The sequence below is a fragment of the Curtobacterium sp. DN_7.5 genome (genome assembly GCF_022655355.1).
GTDB classification, from domain to species: Bacteria; Actinomycetota; Actinomycetes; order Actinomycetales; family Microbacteriaceae; genus Curtobacterium; species Curtobacterium luteum.
Map to the genome: position 1 here is coordinate 1,134,937 of NZ_CP093378.1, position 15,607 is coordinate 1,150,543.

Consider the following 15,607-nt stretch of genomic DNA (forward strand, 5'->3'; position numbering starts at 1 on the left):
ACGGTGCCAGCTGGCACCGTGCCTCCCGTCCGTCGCTGGTCGCGTCGCGAGGTCTCCGGTGTCGGTCCCGCGGGACTACAATGGACACCCCTGTTTCCCGAAGGGTGGCGTGTGTCCGAACCGACCGAGATCGACCGCGAGCGTGACTACGTCGACGGGCTCTTCGCCCGCCTCGACGAACTGACCGCCGAGGCCGAGCAGCGTCTCGCCGAGACCCGCCGTCAGGCGGTCGGCGGGAACCACCAGAGCCGCAGCGAGCGCGACGCGTACGCCCGGCTCTACGAGGACACGATCGCGACGCTCGAACGCGTCGGCGACCGGCTCGTCTTCGGCCGCCTCGAGGTCTCGGAGCCGGACAGCGACGAGGACGCGTTCCGGTACATCGGCCGGGTCGGGCTGCGGGACGACGACCACCGGCCGCTGCTGCTCGACTGGCGCGTCCCCGGAGCGAGCGCGTTCTACCAGGCGACCGCAGCCCATCCGATGGGCATGCGCTCCCGGCGACACCTCACGCTCGACGGTCGCACCGTCGTCGGGGTCGAGGACGAGGTCTTCGACGCCGCCCTCTACGACGACGAGCGCACGCACCTCCAGGGCGAGGGGGCGCTGTTGGCGGCCGTCACGGCCGAGCGCACCGGTCGGATGACGGACATCGTCGCCACGATCCAGGCGGAGCAGGACCGCATCATCCGGTCCCCGCTCGAGGGCGTGCTCATCGTGCAGGGCGGCCCCGGCACGGGCAAGACCGCCGTGGCGCTGCACCGCGCGGCGTACCTGCTGTACTCGTACCGCGAGCGCCTCCGCGGGTCGGGCGTGCTCATGGTCGGACCGTCGTCGGCGTTCCTGACGTACATCGAACAGGTGCTGCCGTCGCTCGGGGAGACCGGCGTCGTGATGGCGTCGCTCGGCTCGCTGTACCCGGGCGTGCACGCCTCGACGCACGACCGCCGCGACGTCGCCGCCGTCAAGGGATCGGCCGAGATGGCCTCGCTCCTGCGCCGGGCCGTGCGCTCCCGCCAGGTCGTGCCGACCGAGCCGGTGACGCTCGACGTCGAGGGGGAGCGGCTGGTGGTCCCGCCGCAGCTCGTCGCCGACGCGATGAAGCGCGCGCAGGACCGCGGCAAGCCGCACAACGTCGCACGGGTCACGTTCAACAAGATCGCCCTCGACGCGATGACGCGGCTGCTCGCCGACCAGCTGCGCGAGCGGGGCACGACGGTGGACGAAGCCGACGAGAAGGTCCTGCGCGAGGACATCCGTTCCTCGTACGACGCCCGCGTCCTGCTGAACACCGCATGGCTGCCGCTGCCCGCGGAGAAGTTCGTCGAGGACCTCTACGCGCGTCCGAACTGGCTCGCCTCGCTGACCCCGAACTGGACACCGGAGCGCCGGGCGCTGCTCTCCCGGGCGCGCGGGAGCGAGATGACCGTCGAGGACGTCCCGCTCCTCGACGAGGCCGCGGAGCTCCTCGGCCCGTTCGACCCCACCGGCGGTGCGGCCAAGCGTGCCGCGAAGGCCAGCCGGAACCGAGACATCGAGAACGCGCGTCAGGCCATCGAGAACATGGGCGTCGAGGGCATCGTGACCGCCGAGCAGGTCGCCGGGGCCTTCGCCGAGGGCGGCGACCCGCGCACCACGGCCGAGCGCGCCGCCGAGGACCGCGAGTGGACCTACGGGCACATCGTCGTCGACGAGGCGCAGGAGCTCTCGCCGATGCAGTGGCGGGTGCTCGCCCGACGGAACCCGCTGCGGTCGTTCACGATCGTGGGTGACATGGCCCAGGGGTCCTCGCCCGGGGCCGCTCGCACGTGGGACGACGTGGTGGGTGCGCTCGCCCGTCGCCGCCGTGGTCGGGCTCCCCAGGTGCCGATCGAGCACCGGATCGAGGAGCTCACGGTGAACTACCGCACGCCGCGGTCGATCGTGCGCGCTGCCGGGGAGTACGCGGAGTCCGCGGGGCTCGTGGTCACGCGGAACGAAGCGGTGCGCGACGGCGACCCCGTGCAGCGCGTGCACGTGCCCCGGAGCGCGGTGCTCGACACCGTGGCGGGACTCGTGGACACCGAGCGTGCGGGCATCGGCAGCGGGACCATCGGCGTCATCGTGCCGGAGGCGGACCTCGACGCGGTGCGGCACCGGCTGGCCCGGACCGAGGCGGACGTCCGGACGCTCGGCTCGCCGCGGCCCGGGTCGGTCACGGTGCTGACCGGAGCGGACGCGAAGGGCCTCGAGTTCGACGGGGTGCTCCTCGTGGACCCCGAGCGGGTGGGTTCGGACGCGGCGCGGGCTGCGGCGGCGGTGTACGTCGCGATGACGCGGCCGACGCGGCGCCTGACCGTCGTCGACGTGGACTGAGGCGCAGCGCGGTCACGTCCGGCTGCGAGGCACGTCGGGCCGCACGTCGGGCTGCGCGCCCTGTTCGACACCGCACGTGTCGATCGACGCGCGCTTCGTCGGACTCGTGCCGCGCGCGGTCGACGTGACGGGTGCCTGACCGGACGCGCGTGGCGGACCCGCGCCGCGCCTCCAGTCCGGCGCGCGGCCGACGCGACGAGTGCCAGACGGGAGGCGCGTGGCCGGCTCGCGCCGCGCCTCCGGTCCGGCGCGGCCGACGCGACCGGCGCCCGACGGGAGGCGCGTGGCGGACGCATGCCGCGCCTCCGGTCCGGCCGACGCGGCGGCGCCTCAGACGGTGTCGCCCTCGTCGCGGACGCGTGTCACGAGGGCCGCCCACGGACCGTCGAGCCGGCTGCCCGGGATCGAAACGGTGCGCTGCTCGAGCGTGATCGTCCACGTGAAGTCGTCGCGGACGACGGGCGACGGCGCCGGGACGTCGCCGGGGAGCGTCCCGACCAGGTCGGTCCAGGCGGCGGGGTCGTCGCAGGTGTCGGTGTCGACCTGCCAGCCCCGGGTGGTGCCGGCGAAGCCTCCGGACCGGCGGACCTCGATGTGCATGACCCGACCGTACGCCGAGCGGCGTGGGCGCGGGGGAGCGTCAGCCGAGGACGCCCACCGTCCGCCAGGCCTGCTGCACGGCGGTGTGCTCCCGCGAGTCGGTGCCGAACCGGGTGGCCGCCGCATCGACCGTGACCCCGGCGAAGCCCGCGAAGTCGATGGACGCGGTGACGGACTCCGACGTGAGGGCGTCCCACCACACGGCTCCGGCGCCGTCCCAGGCATTGCCATCGATCGCCGTCGCCGCGAGGTAGAACGCGTGGTTCGGGATGCCGGAGTTCGTGTGCACCCCGCCGTTGTCGTCGGTCGTCTCGACGTAGCCGGCCATGGTCGACGGCTGCGGGTCCTTGCCGAGCACCGGGTCGTCGTAGGCGGTGCCCGGCGCACGCATCGAGCGGAGCGCGACGCCCTGCACGCGCGGCGTGAAGAGCCCTTCGCCGATGAGCCACGAGGCCTGCTCGGCGGTCTGCCGGCGCGCGTACTGCAGCACGAGCGACCCGAAGACGTCGCTGATCGACTCGTTGAGCGCCCCGGACTGCCCCTGGTAGGTCAGGTCGGCGGTGTACTGGGTGACCCCGTGCGCGAGCTCGTGGCCGATGACGTCGACCGCGATCGTGAAGCGCTCGAAGACCTCGCCGTCGCCGTCACCGAAGACCATCCGGCTGCCGTCCCAGTAGGCGTTGTCGTAGTCCTGCCCGTAGTGCACCGTCGCGTCGAGGGGGAGCCCGGCGCCGTCGATCGAGACCCGGTCGAAGACCTCGAGCCAGAACGCGTGCGTGTCCCCGAGCCCTGTGTAGGCCTCGTCCACGGCGGGGTCACCGCTGTCGGGGTCGCCCTCGTGCCGGACCGGGTCACCGGGCAGCGTGGTGGTGCCGTGCGCGTCGGAGATCGTGCGCTGCGGCGACCGGTCGACCGTGCCGCTGACGGTCTGCGAACGCACCGCATGCTCGTGCTTCGGCTGCTGGACGACGTCGAGCGAGGCCAGTGCGGTCCGCGCGGCGGAGGACGCGCGGGGGAACCCTGCCGCGTCGGCGACGGCGCGGAGGAGGTACGGCGGGACGACGGAGCGGAGGCACACGGTCGGGGTCATGTCCCGATGCTGGCACCCGGCACCGACACCGCGCCGGGAACGAGCGCCGGTCAGTCCTGATCGCGGTTCGCCACGAGGCCGAGGGCGTACGACTGCCACCACTGGCCCGCCGCCGGTCCGCCGTTGCACGTGCCGTCGCTCAGGCCGGGCGTCTTCACCCAGAGCAGGGCGTCGAGTCGGCTGCTGCCCAGGGTCACGTGCGGTTCCTGACCGAGCCCCGCGCCGGAGGGGTTGCACCAGGTTCCGCGCCACCCCTGGCCGTTCCGCGAGACGTCGATGACGAAGTGCGGGTCGTCGCCGATCCGGTCGGCGAGCTCGTCGGCGTAGGCCCGCTCGGTGTCGACGCGGTAGAAGTTCGAGACGTTGGTGAAGAAGCCCTGCGTCCGGTCGACCCCCGCCTGGCGCAGCCACGACGCCTGCTGGGCGACGGGGACACGCTTCTCGTTGCCGCCGTCGAGGTACACGGTGAGGCCGTGCCCGCTCAGCGCTCCGACGGCCTTCCGGAGCAGGGGCAGCCGGCTGTCCTGCAGTCGCTTGCACACGGCGATCTGCGCGATCGAGTCGGGTTCGACGAGGACGACCGCGTGCGAACCGGCCATGGCACGAGCGGCGGCACGCACCCAGGGCACGTAGCCGCTCGTGGTGCTGCCGCCCTTCGAGTAGTGCCCGCAGTCGCGGTCCGGCACGTTGTACAGCACGAAGACGGGGGTCCGGCCCTGCTCGCGGGCGCTCCGGACCACGTCGCGGATGGTCGCCCGGGTCGCCGCGACGGAGTCGTCCGTCAGCCAGGTGGCGATCGGCTGGTCGGCGATGACGGCGATCTCGCTGGCGGTCCGGTCGTCGCCGGCGGCGCGGGCCTCGGCCTCGCGGCGTCCGGGTTGGTTCTCCGCGGCCGGTTGCACTGCGAGGCCGCCCGGGAACGCCTGGGCGGCCGTCCGGCGCTGCACCACCTGCCGTCCGTCCGGGGCCTGTCCGCCGCGCGGGAGGACGACCACGAGGGCGACCACGACCGCGACGACCGCGACGACCGCGGCGCCGATCCACGTCCACTGGCGGCGCGCCGACGACCGTGGGCTCGGCTGCGGGCGGTTCCCCTGGTCCGTCATGCCCCCATGCTCGCAGGCACACGCCTCCTGCGGGGACCGGCTCCGGGCGTTCTGCCAGCGGCAGGCCAGCGGTTTCCCGAACGGGGTGCGCAACACTCTCCGGATGCTCCGGAAACTCCTCCTCCTCGCCCTGACCGCGGCCTACGCCTGGGTGATCTGGCGGATGACGCTGACGCCGCAGGTCTTCACGGCGGCGCAGGGGTCGCTCGTCGAGCACGCGATCGTGTGGGCGCAGCGGCTCACCGGCAGCGGCTGGCTCACCTACGACCGGACCGAGTTCCTGGCGAACATCGCCATGTTCGTCCCCGTCGGGATGCTCGCCGCGCTCTGGCTCCCGCGGCGCTGGTGGCTGCTCGGTGCGATCGTCGCTGTCGGGCTGTCGTGCGGCATCGAGTCGTACCAGGGCGCGTTCCTGCCCGATCGGGTGTCCGACCCGCGGGACGTCCTGTCGAACGGTCTCGGCGGGCTGCTCGGCGCGACGCTCGTCGGCCTGGTGCGGAGCCTCCTGCCGGCGCCCCGTCGCGGTCGTCTGCGGCCCCGGACGGCCTGATGACCTGGTAGGCTTCTCCGGTTGCCGTCGAACGGCCGCGGACAAAGAGCGCTCGTGCATCAGGCACGGGCACCGCGCAACGGACAGGAAGGGGATCATCCATGGCACTTGACGCGAAGGTCAAGCAGGAGATCATCGAAGAGTACGCGACCCACCCGGGCGACACCGGATCCCCCGAGGTCCAGGTCGCCGTTCTGACGCGTCGCATCAACGACCTGAACGAGCACCTCAAGGAGCACAAGCACGACCACCACTCGCGTCGTGGTCTGCTCCTCATGGTCGGTCAGCGTCGCCGTCTCCTCGGTTACCTCTCCGACGTGGACATCAACCGCTACCGTGCGCTCATCGAGCGCCTCGGCCTGCGTCGCTGAGTCCGTCGCAGACACTGCTCGACTGAACGCCCGGTCTTCCTCGGAAGGCCGGGCGTTCTCCGTACCCGGCCTGGAGGCCCGTGGGGACCGGGTGGGAATGGTTGCGCCGAGCGATCGGTTCGGTACGATGTTCATGCAAACGCATCGAAAGTCGGGAACCATCATGACCACCATCGCCGTCGTCTCCGCCGGACTGTCCGACCCCAGCTCCACCCGCCTGCTCGCCGACCGGCTCGGCCGGGCCGCCGCCGAGGCGCTCCTCGCGGACGGCACCCCGGCCGAGGTCGCACACGTCGAGCTCCGACCCCTCGCACACGAGATCATCGACGCGATGCTCACGGGCTTCGCCGCGCCCGCCCTGGCGACGGCGGTCGCCACCGTGGTCGAGGCCGACGCCGTGGTCTTCGTCACCCCGGTCTTCACCGCCGGCGTGAGCGGCCTCGCGAAGTCGTTCCTCGACGTGGTCGACAAGGACGCCCTCGCCGACATGCCCGTGCTGCTCGGCGCCACGGGCGGGACGGCGCGGCACTCGCTCGCGATCGACCACGCCCTGCGGCCGGTGTTCGCCTACCTCCGTGCGGCCGTCGTGCCCACGGGGGTGTTCGCGGCCACCGACGACTGGGGGACCGAGGGCGACGCCGCAGCGCTCGAGGGGCGCATCCGTCGTGCCGGTGCCGATCTCGCCTGGGCGGTCCGGGCCTCCCGGCGGGTGCCGCAGCAGGCGGACGCACTCCCCGCGACGCCGGACTTCGCGTCGATGCTCGGCGGCCTCGGACACTGAGCGACGCGCTGACGGACGCCCCGCCCGGGCGATGCCGTCGTCGCTCTTAGGGAGCGCTTGGTGTTCGTCCGGTCCCGGTGCAGCCGGTTCCCGGGCGGTCCACCACTCGGCACGCGAACCTCGTCACGAGACGAGGAGGAACGATGGGCAGGAACGGCAGGACGTGGACCACGAGTTCGCTCGTGAGCCTGGGCGGACTCGTGGTCGCGATGGTCACCGGGGCCGGGCTGTGGGTCGGGCACGAGCAGAGCGCGACGAGCACCGACACCGGGACGAGCAGCAGCGGCACGAGCAGCTCGACCGACACCGGGACGAGCAGCAGCGGCACGGGCAGCTCGACCGAATCCGGCACGAGCAGCGACAGCAGCAGCTCGTCCACCGGGGTCACGCAGGGCAGCCAGAACTCGTCCTCGGACGCGACCACCACGGGATCCTGACGTGCGCGCCGCCACCGAGTGGGAGCTCTGGACCACCACCGCACGCGTCGTCCTCGACCACCGGGATCGACGCCACCTCGCCGCCGCGGAGGCCGGCGTCCGTGCGGTCACCGACGCCGTCGACCTGGCGTGCAGCCGCTTCCGCGAGGACTCCGAGCTCGTCGCCCGTACGTCCGACCTCGAGCGGGGCACCGAGGTCTCGCCGCTCCTCGCGGCCCTCGTGCACCAGGCCCTGGACGCCGCCCGCCTGAGCGACGGCGACGTCGACCCGACCCTGGGCCACCGCATGGTGTCCCTCGGCTACGACGCGGCGTTCGCGAGCACGGCCGGCGACACCGGGGCGCCCCTCGCGCCGACGAGCCGGACCGCGGACGCCCTCGACCCCCGGCCGGCATGGCAGCGGATCCTCCTCAGCGGCACGTTCCTGCGCATCCCCGCCGGCGTCCGCCTCGACCTCGGCGCGACCGCGAAGGCCGCCGCTGCCGACATGGCCGCGGCCAGCATCACCGCACGCCTCGGCGTCGGCGCGCTCGTGTCGCTCGGCGGCGATGTCGCGACGGCCGGCCCGGACCCCTCCGGCGGCTGGCAGGTGCGCGTGCAGGACCTCGACACGGACCCGGCGGACCACGTCCGGATCGCCTCCGGGTGGTCGGTCGCGACCTCGAGCACGCAGAAGCGTCGCTGGGAGCAGGACGGCCGGGCACGGCACCACATCCTCGACCCGCGGTGGGGCCTCCCCGCGGAGCCGGTCTGGCGCTCGGTCACGGTCGTCGCGCCGTCGTGTGTCACCGCGAACACGATGTCGACCGCCGCGATCGTGCGGGGTCGCGGTGCGCCCGCGATGCTCCGGGCGAGCGGTCGTGCGGCACGCCTCGTCAGCGCCTCCGGCGCGGTGGTGCGCCTCGGCGGCTGGCCCGCCGACGACGCGTCGGACGCAGCGGGGCGCGCGGCCTGACCCTCGCACGGTGCGAGCGAGGTGCGGACTCGGTGCGAGGTCGCGCACATGGTGCGAGGCGAGATGCCTCGCACCATGCGCGATTCCTCGCACCATGCTGCGCCGGCCCCGCCCGCCGAGCACCCACCCACCGGACGGGAGGCCCGTGGCGGGCCCGCCCCGCGCCTCCAGGCCGGAACGGGGTCCGCCTCCGGCGAGGCGGTGCGCCTCGGTGGCTGACCCTCGCACGGTGCGAGCGGGGCGCGGACTCGGTGCGAGGTCGCGCACATGGTGCGAGGCGAAATGCCTCGCACCATGCGCGATTCCTCGCACCATGCTGCGCCGGCCCCGCCCGCAACCCACCCACCCACCGGACGGGAGGCCCGTGGCGGGCCTGCCCCGCGCCTCCAGGCCGGAACGCGGTCCGGTCAGTACCAGTGCGGGTTGACGCTCATCTCGTGGTTCCAAGCCGCGCACGGCGAGCCGTACGCGTCGTGGATGTACGCCAGTCCCCAGTTGATCTGCGTCGCGGCGTTCGTCCGCCAGTCCGCCCCGGCGACGGCCATCTTGTCCGCGGGGAGGGCCTGGGGGATGCCGTACGCACCGCTCGAGACGTTCAGCGCGTTGGCCCGCCACCCGGACTCCTGCGTCCACAGCGAGACGAGGCAGCCCATCTGGTCCGACCCCCACCCGTACGCGCCGATCGCGCGCCGTGCGTAGGCCTGCGCGCCCGCTGGGTCGACGACGACCCCGCCCGTGCTGGGGTAGTTCGTGCCGCTGCCGCCGCTCGTGCTCCCGCTGCTGCTGCCGCTCGTGCCCGCAACGGGGTTCGCGGCTGCGGCCGCTGCGGCCTGCTGCGCGCGCTGCCGAGCCGCCGCCTCCTCGCGCCGACGCTGCTGCTCGGCCTTCTGCGCCGCGACCTGCACGCCGAGCTCGTAGCCGCGCTGCTCGGACGCCGTGGTGTCCCGGAGCGACGCGAGCTGTGCGTAGAGCTCGTCGCTGTGCTGCTGCGTGTCCTCGACCGCCGCGTCCGCGGCGTCCTCGGCCGACTTCGCCGCGGCCGCCTTCGTCTCGGCCGCGCTCGCGAGGTCGGCACGCTCGTCCTCGGCTCGCGTCGCCTGCTCGTGGAGGGACGACGCCGTCTTCGCGGCCACCGAGGCGTCGTCCATCACGCCGGCCCACGTGCTGGAGAGCTGGTCGAGCGCACCCAGCTGGTACAGCAGCTCGCCCGGGTCCTTGGTGGTCGCGATGCGCGTGGACATCTGGTCGGTCGCGCCGTCGCGGTACAGGTTCGCGGCGAGCTGCCCGGCACGCTGCTGCGCCCGGTCCGCGGTCGCGGACGCGCTGTCGGCCTGGGCCTGGAGGCTCGTGGCGGTCTGGGTGGCCGCGGCCAGGTCCGCGTCGGCCTGGTCCGCCGCCTCGGACGCGGAGATCGCGGCCGCGGACTTCGCCGCGGCGACGGCCTGCACCTGCTGGAGCGCCGTCTGGACACGGTCGACCTCGGCGGCCTTGGCCTGCTCGTTGCCCTTCGCGCGTTGGACGTCCTGCCACGTCGGGTAGGTCGTCGCGCTGGCCGGGGCCGCGGTCACGAGGGGGGCGACGAGCACGCCCGCGACCACGGCGGCCACGACGAGCCCTCGCCCGGAGAGAGGGAGGCGCATGCTGCGTACGGTACCGGGGACACGTGTGTTCGCTGTGCGCCTCGCCCGCCGAGTGCCTGAGGACTGGTAAAGTCCTGTCCGTCCGGGGACCGTTCCCCGGGCTCGCGTCCGAGGACTGTTCCCCGGACGTCACACAAACACTGCGCAGACCGGGCACGGAGCTGGTCATCGGTGGTGGCTCGCGGGCCGAGAAGGTGTCCCGAGTGCTTCTACTGCTGGCCAGACATGCGTCCCGACTCCTTCGGCGCGCACGCACCGCCGTGTGCCGTCGCCGGGTCTGCCGAGAACACGTCAAGGAGGCACCCTTTTGGAGGGTCCCGAGATCAAGTTCGCCGAAGCCGTCATCGACAACGGCAAGTTCGGCAAGCGCGTCGTCCGGTTCGAGACCGGCCGACTCGCACAGCAGGCGCAGGGCGCGGTCGCCGCGTACCTCGACGAGGAGACCATGCTCCTCTCGGCCACCAGCGCCGGCAAGCACCCGCGGGAGGGCTTCGACTTCTTCCCGCTGACCGTCGACGTCGAGGAGCGCTCGTACGCCGCCGGCAAGATCCCCGGTTCGTTCTTCCGTCGTGAGGGCCGTCCCAGCACGGAGGCGATCCTCGTCTGCCGCCTCATCGACCGGCCGCTGCGCCCGTCGTTCGTCGACGGCCTCCGCAACGAGGTCCAGATCGTCATCACCGTCCTGAGCATCGCCCCGGACGAGTTCTACGACGCGCTCGCGATCAACGCGGCGTCCGCGTCGACGCAGATCTCCGGTCTGCCGTTCTCCGGCCCGATCGCCGGTGTGCGCCTCGCGCTCATCGGCGACCAGTGGGTCGCGTTCCCGAAGGCGTCGCAGCTGGCCGAGGCCGTCTTCGACCTCACCGTCGCGGGCCGCGTCGTCACGGACGAGGCCGGCAACGAGGACGTCGCGATCATGATGGTCGAGGCCGAGGCCACCGAGCACAGCTGGGACCTCATCCAGGGCGGCGCCACCAAGCCCGACGAGGCCGTCGTCGCGCAGGGCCTCGAGGCGGCGAAGCCGTTCCTCAAGGTCCTCGTCGAGGCACAGGCGAAGATGGCCGCGCAGTCGGCCAAGGAGATCCAGGACTACCCGGTCTTCCCGCCCTACGCTCCCGAGGTCTACGACGCCGTCGAGGCCATCGCCCTCGACGAGCTCAAGGACGTCTACCAGATCGCCGGCAAGCTCGAGCGTCAGGACAAGGACGACGCCCTCAAGGCCCGCGTCAAGGAGGCCGTCGCGGCCAAGGTCGAGTCCGGCGAGCTCCCGGAGAGCGCCAACGGCCAGGTCAGCGCCGCCTACAAGTCGGTCACGAAGAAGGTCGTCCGCGGCCGCATCCTGACCGAGCAGGTCCGCATGGACGGTCGCGGCCTCGCCGACATCCGTCCGCTCGACGCCGAGGTCGCCGTCATCCCGCGCGTCCACGGCTCGGCCATCTTCCAGCGCGGCGAGACGCAGATCCTCGGCGTCACCACGCTGAACATGCTCAAGATGGAGCAGCAGATCGACTCGCTGTCGCCCGTCACGAAGAAGCGCTACCTGCACCACTACAACTTCCCGCCCTACTCGACCGGTGAGACCGGCCGCGTGGGTTCGCCGAAGCGTCGCGAGATCGGGCACGGCTTCCTCGCCGAGCGCGCCCTCGTGCCGGTGCTGCCGTCGCGCGAGGAGTTCCCCTACGCGATCCGGCAGGTGTCCGAGGCCCTCGGCTCCAACGGTTCGACGTCGATGGGCTCCGTCTGCGCCTCGACCCTGTCGCTCCTCAACGCCGGCGTGCCGCTCAAGGCTCCGGTCGCGGGCATCGCGATGGGCCTCGTCTCCGACACCGTCGACGGCCAGACCCGCTACGCGGCGCTGACCGACATCCTCGGTGCCGAGGACGCCCTCGGCGACATGGACTTCAAGGTCGCCGGTACGTCCGACTTCGTCACGGCCATCCAGCTCGACACGAAGCTCGACGGCATCCCCTCGTCGGTCCTCGACGCCGCCCTCAAGCAGGCCAAGGAAGCGCGCTCCGCGATCCTCGGTGTGCTCAACGAGGCGATCGACGCCCCCGACGAGATGGCCGACACCGCGCCCCGCGTCATCTCCGTGCAGATCCCCGTCGACAAGATCGGCGAGCTGATCGGCCCGAAGGGCAAGACGATCAACGGCATCCAGGACGAGACCGGTGCCGACATCAGCATCGAGGACGACGGCACCGTGTACATCGGCGCCGTGGACGGCCCGTCGGCCGAGGCCGCCCGTGCCCAGGTCAACGCGATCGCGAACCCGACGAACCCGGAGATCGGGGACCAGTTCCTCGGCACGGTCGTCAAGATCGCGACGTTCGGTGCCTTCGTGTCGCTGCTGCCGGGCCGCGACGGTCTGCTCCACGTCTCCGAGGTCCGCAAGCTCGCCGGTGGCAAGCGTGTGGAGAACGTCGAGGACGTCCTGGGCGTCGGCCAGAAGATCTTGGTCGAGGTCACGAAGGTGGACGACCGCGGCAAGCTGTCGCTCGCTCCGGTGATCGCCGACGAGGTGGACACCGAGGGCCGCGAGGGTCACGAGAAGCACACCGAGGACCCGGCCGAGGGCTGATCCTCACCGCGTCCTGACGCACGGACGGCCGCCGCTCCCCGAGGAGCGGCGGCCGTTCGCCGTCGGTGGCGGTGGTGCGAGGGTCTCGCCCGGCGGCGTCCTCGCCCGGCGGCGTCCTACCGAGGCTCGGGCTGAGCGACCGTTCTCGCGCGGTCGGCCCCGAGCGGTGTCGCTGTGCCCGAGACTCGGGGCGCCCGAGCGCGTCAGGACGCGGGCGTCTCCTGCGTGCCGACGAGCTGGGCGCGGCCGAGCAGGTGCTCCCGCAGGAGGAACCCGACGATCGCCGGAGTCGCGTCCGCGGGCGCCTCGAGCACGGGGACGTCGAGCGCGCTCAGCGTGAAGAAGTACCGGTGCGGGCCGTGTCCGGCCGGCGGGGCGGCACCGAGGAACGTGTCGGTGCCGAACTCGTTGCGGCGGCGCAGCGCCTCGGCGGGGAGGAGCGCGTCATCCGTGCCGGAGCCCTGCGCGAGCGAGGTCGTGCTCGCCGGGATGTCCGTCAGCGACCAGTGCCAGAAGCCCGAGCCCGTGGGGGCGTCGGGGTCGTACACGGTGAGGACGTAGCTCTGGGTGCCGTCGGGCGCGCCGGACCACTCGAGCGCGGGGGAGCGGTCCTCGCCGCCGGCGTCCGTGCCGCGGGCCCAGTCGGGCAGCGCTCCGCCGTCGGTGAAGTCCGGGCTCGTGAGCTCGAAGGAGGGGACGTCGGGGAGGTTCCAGTTCGGGTCGTTCGTCATGCAACCAGCCAACACCCACGCGCTCAGCGTGCGCCGATGCGGGGTCTGGCGGCGTGACGGAGCCGGATCGCGCCTCCAGGCCGGGTGTGCGGCAGCGACAGCGATCGCGCGACGGCGACGGACGAGCCGTTCGCGCACCGGGGCGAGCCGTGGAAGCGACACCGCCGCGCCGGGAGCGTCAGGCCGCGAGCACCCGCTCGACCACGCGACCGAGCGCGGCGGTCGCCGCGATCGCATCGCCGGCGTACGCACCCGTCATCGCGCCGTCGCGCGCGAGCATGAGCTCATCCGCACCGTCGCCGGCCAGGGGGTGACCGGCCTCCTGCAGGAGCGTGGCGAGCCGGTCCGTGTACCAGTCGCGGTGGGTCGCGACGACTTCGCGCACGGGGTCGCGGGGATCGTGGTACTCCGCCGCGGCGTTGAGGAACGCGCACCCGCGGAAGCCCGGCCGGTCGACCTGGTCGGAGACGGCGGCGACCCAGGCCCGGATGGCTTCGGTGGGGGAGCCCGCCGCGGCCACGAGCTCCTCGAAGCGCTGCTGCGTCGCTTCGTGCTGGGAGCGGATGTAGGCGAGGATCAGGTTGTCCTTCGACCCGTAGTGCTTGTAGAACGTCGCCTTGGTGACGCTGGCCTCGGAGATGAGTCGGTCGACGCCGACGCCGCGGATGCCCTCCTCGTAGAAGAGCCGCGTCGCGGTCTCGAGGATGCGGACCTTCGCGCCGCCGGGACGGGGAGCCGGGGGGACGCTCGACCCGCCCGGCGACGCGAGGTCGTCACTCGGACCCAGGAGACGCTGGACGGCCGGTTGGGGGGAATCGACCGTCACAGCGCTGCTCCTTGGGCTCATCGGCTCCGTGACCGATCGGGGGGAGACGGTCACGCAGGACTGATGTCCCGAGCCACCGGATCGGAATCTAGGGGGGCTTTCGATCCGGTGTGATGACAGTACCACAAGGAGGACAGACAGACGAGTCGGTCTGTCCTCAAAATCTGTACCCCAATTCGAGGCACGTCGTGAACCGCGGTGAAACTGGGCTGCACCCCGGTGACGGTCAGTAGGCTCGTCTCCGATGAGTCACCCTGTGCCGTTGCCACTGGAGGCCCCGGACACGTCGTTCCTGACGTCCGGCGGCGCCTTCGTCCGCCGATCCGTGCTGCCCTCGGGTGTCCGTGTCCTCACCGAGGCGGTGCCGGGAGCCGCGTCGACGAGCATCGGGTTCTGGGTCGGTGTCGGTTCGCGTGACGAGCGGGAGGGGCAGTACGGGTCGACGCACTTCCTCGAGCACCTCCTCTTCAAGGGCACGGCGGAGCGCAGCGCCCTCGACATCGCCATCGCGTTCGACTCGGTGGGTGGCGAGCACAACGCCGCGACCGCCAAGGAGTACACCTGCTACTACGCCCGGGTGCGGGACGCCGACGTGCCCATGGCCGTGCAGGTCATCGGCGACATGGTGACCGGCTCGGTCCTCGAGCCCGAGGCGTTCGACGTCGAGCGCGGCGTCATCCTCGAGGAACTCGCGATGGCCGCCGACGACCCGGCCGACGTCGCGGGCGAGGCCTTCTTCGCCGCCGCGTTCGACGGCCACCCGCTCGGCCGCCCGATCGGCGGCACCCCGGACAGCATCCGCGCCGTGCAACGCGACGAGGTGCTGGCCCACTACCGCGAGCACTACGCCCCCAACGGCATCGTCGTGACCGCCGCCGGTGCTGTCGACCACGACCGATTCCGTGCGCTGGTGGAGCGTGTGTTCCAGCACGCCGAGAAGGCCGCACCGCTGGCCCGCCGGTCCCCGCAGCCCGTGGCCGACCCCGCGCAGCCGAAGCTCTCCGTCGTGCACCGCCCGACCGAGCAGGTCAGCATGCTCCGCGGTTCGCAGGGCCTCGACCTCCGCGACGAGCGCCGCCCGACGCTGAGCGTGCTCAACGCGGTGCTCGGCGGCGGCATGAGCTCCCGCCTCTTCCAGGAGGTCCGGGAGCGGCGCGGCCTGGCCTACGCGGTCTCCTCGTTCGCCCCGGCCTACCTCGACAACGGCGCCTTCGGGGTCTACGCGGGGTGCGCGCCGGACAACGTCCCCGGTGTCGTCGAGATCGTCGACCAGGAGTTCCGCCGCATGGTCGCGGACGGCATCACCGACGACGAACTGCGCCGCGCCAAGGGACAGATCGAGGGGGCGCTGACGCTCTCGCTCGAGGACTCCGATGCCCGGATGACCCGCCTGGGCCGCTCCGAGCTCGGCACCGGGGAGTACACCGACCTCGCCACCGCACTCGAACGCGTCGACCGGGTCACGCGGGCCGACGTGCAGGAGCTCGCGGGGGACCTCCTGACCCGCCCGATGATCACGTCGGTCGTCGGCGCCGTGCAGCAGAACGAACTCGAGACCGCGATCGGCACGGGGGGCTGAGCATC

14 protein-coding genes are annotated in these 15,607 nt (G+C 72.7%); 7 read left to right on the forward strand and 7 right to left on the reverse strand.

Going from position 1 to position 15,607, the window contains the following annotated elements; all coding sequences use genetic code 11:
- The first annotated feature begins 111 nt into the window (after positions 1-111).
- Positions 112-2,355 carry a HelD family protein gene (locus tag MON03_RS05330; RefSeq protein ID WP_242090932.1) on the forward strand — a complete coding sequence of 748 codons (2,244 nt, stop codon included), beginning with the start codon at positions 112-114 and terminating at the stop codon, positions 2,353-2,355.
- Positions 2,356-2,685: 330 nt separating this feature from the next.
- Here MON03_RS05330 and MON03_RS05335 read toward each other — a convergent pair whose 3' ends face one another.
- From MON03_RS05335 to MON03_RS05345, 3 genes are read right to left on the reverse strand one after another with little or no spacing between them, the layout of a single operon-like run.
- Positions 2,686-2,955: a protealysin inhibitor emfourin gene (locus MON03_RS05335; protein WP_022902136.1), complete on the reverse strand. Its 270-nt coding sequence runs from the start codon at positions 2,953-2,955 to the stop codon at positions 2,686-2,688.
- 40 nt (positions 2,956-2,995) lie between these two features.
- The gene (locus MON03_RS05340; protein ID WP_242090934.1) at positions 2,996-4,045 is read right to left on the reverse strand and encodes a M4 family metallopeptidase; all 1,050 of its coding nucleotides are present in this window, start codon (positions 4,043-4,045) and stop codon (positions 2,996-2,998) included.
- A gap of 50 nt (positions 4,046-4,095) precedes the next feature.
- Complete coding sequence (locus MON03_RS05345) at positions 4,096-5,151, reverse strand: glycoside hydrolase family 6 protein (protein ID WP_242090936.1); 1,056 nt, start codon at positions 5,149-5,151, stop codon at positions 4,096-4,098.
- A gap of 103 nt (positions 5,152-5,254) precedes the next feature.
- Between MON03_RS05345 and MON03_RS05350 the strand changes: the two genes are divergently transcribed.
- The 3 genes from MON03_RS05350 to MON03_RS05360 all read left to right on the forward strand — a co-directional run bounded on the left by MON03_RS05350 (position 5,255) and on the right by MON03_RS05360 (position 6,853).
- Complete coding sequence (locus MON03_RS05350) at positions 5,255-5,701, forward strand: VanZ family protein (protein ID WP_022902139.1); 447 nt, start codon at positions 5,255-5,257, stop codon at positions 5,699-5,701.
- 101 nt (positions 5,702-5,802) lie between these two features.
- Complete coding sequence (gene rpsO / locus MON03_RS05355) at positions 5,803-6,072, forward strand: 30S ribosomal protein S15 (RefSeq protein WP_022902140.1); 270 nt, start codon at positions 5,803-5,805, stop codon at positions 6,070-6,072.
- 163 nt (positions 6,073-6,235) lie between these two features.
- The gene (locus MON03_RS05360; protein ID WP_242090938.1) at positions 6,236-6,853 is read left to right on the forward strand and encodes a CE1759 family FMN reductase; all 618 of its coding nucleotides are present in this window, start codon (positions 6,236-6,238) and stop codon (positions 6,851-6,853) included.
- A 46-nt stretch (positions 6,854-6,899) separates the two neighbouring features.
- Here the strand turns inward: MON03_RS05360 and MON03_RS05365 are convergent, their stop codons facing one another.
- Entirely contained in the window at positions 6,900-7,277 is a 378-nt protein-coding gene (locus tag MON03_RS05365; RefSeq protein ID WP_242090939.1) for a hypothetical protein, read from the reverse strand.
- A gap of 14 nt (positions 7,278-7,291) precedes the next feature.
- Between MON03_RS05365 and MON03_RS05370 the strand changes: the two genes are divergently transcribed.
- Complete coding sequence (locus MON03_RS05370) at positions 7,292-8,245, forward strand: FAD:protein FMN transferase (RefSeq protein ID WP_242090940.1); 954 nt, start codon at positions 7,292-7,294, stop codon at positions 8,243-8,245.
- A gap of 407 nt (positions 8,246-8,652) precedes the next feature.
- On the opposite strand, the gene MON03_RS05375 is transcribed toward MON03_RS05370, so the two are convergent.
- Entirely contained in the window at positions 8,653-9,885 is a 1,233-nt protein-coding gene (locus MON03_RS05375; RefSeq protein ID WP_242090941.1) for an aggregation-promoting factor C-terminal-like domain-containing protein, read from the reverse strand.
- Between the two features lie 307 nt (positions 9,886-10,192).
- On the opposite strand from MON03_RS05375, the gene MON03_RS05380 reads away from it, so the two are divergent.
- Positions 10,193-12,466: a polyribonucleotide nucleotidyltransferase gene (locus tag MON03_RS05380; protein ID WP_242090942.1), complete on the forward strand. Its 2,274-nt coding sequence runs from the start codon at positions 10,193-10,195 to the stop codon at positions 12,464-12,466.
- A gap of 203 nt (positions 12,467-12,669) precedes the next feature.
- Here MON03_RS05380 and MON03_RS05385 read toward each other — a convergent pair whose 3' ends face one another.
- Complete coding sequence (locus MON03_RS05385) at positions 12,670-13,197, reverse strand: YbhB/YbcL family Raf kinase inhibitor-like protein (protein WP_242090943.1); 528 nt, start codon at positions 13,195-13,197, stop codon at positions 12,670-12,672.
- Positions 13,198-13,375: 178 nt separating this feature from the next.
- Positions 13,376-14,023, reverse strand: a complete 648-nt coding sequence (locus MON03_RS05390; protein ID WP_022903615.1) for a TetR/AcrR family transcriptional regulator — start codon at positions 14,021-14,023, stop codon at positions 13,376-13,378.
- A gap of 244 nt (positions 14,024-14,267) precedes the next feature.
- Here MON03_RS05390 and MON03_RS05395 point away from each other — a divergent pair, with 244 nt between their 5' ends.
- Positions 14,268-15,602, forward strand: coding sequence for a M16 family metallopeptidase (locus tag MON03_RS05395; protein ID WP_175328435.1), 1,335 nt, complete (start codon positions 14,268-14,270; stop codon positions 15,600-15,602).
- The last annotated feature ends 5 nt before the right edge of the window (positions 15,603-15,607 follow it).

What these genes read in the sequence shown, in the direction of transcription:
- MON03_RS05335 (WP_022902136.1), bottom strand. Translation starts at nt 2,955, where the DNA reads ATGCACATCGAGGTCCGCCGGTCCGGAGGCTTCGCCGGCACCACCCGG.
- MON03_RS05340 (WP_242090934.1), bottom strand. Translation starts at nt 4,045, where the DNA reads ATGACCCCGACCGTGTGCCTCCGCTCCGTCGTCCCGCCGTACCTCCTC.
- MON03_RS05345 (WP_242090936.1), bottom strand. Translation starts at nt 5,151, where the DNA reads ATGACGGACCAGGGGAACCGCCCGCAGCCGAGCCCACGGTCGTCGGCG.
- MON03_RS05350 (WP_022902139.1), top strand. Translation starts at nt 5,255, where the DNA reads ATGCTCCGGAAACTCCTCCTCCTCGCCCTGACCGCGGCCTACGCCTGG.
- rpsO (WP_022902140.1), top strand. Translation starts at nt 5,803, where the DNA reads ATGGCACTTGACGCGAAGGTCAAGCAGGAGATCATCGAAGAGTACGCG.
- MON03_RS05360 (WP_242090938.1), top strand. Translation starts at nt 6,236, where the DNA reads ATGACCACCATCGCCGTCGTCTCCGCCGGACTGTCCGACCCCAGCTCC.
- MON03_RS05375 (WP_242090941.1), bottom strand. Translation starts at nt 9,885, where the DNA reads ATGCGCCTCCCTCTCTCCGGGCGAGGGCTCGTCGTGGCCGCCGTGGTC.
- MON03_RS05385 (WP_242090943.1), bottom strand. Translation starts at nt 13,197, where the DNA reads ATGACGAACGACCCGAACTGGAACCTCCCCGACGTCCCCTCCTTCGAG.
- MON03_RS05395 (WP_175328435.1), top strand. Translation starts at nt 14,268, where the DNA reads ATGAGTCACCCTGTGCCGTTGCCACTGGAGGCCCCGGACACGTCGTTC.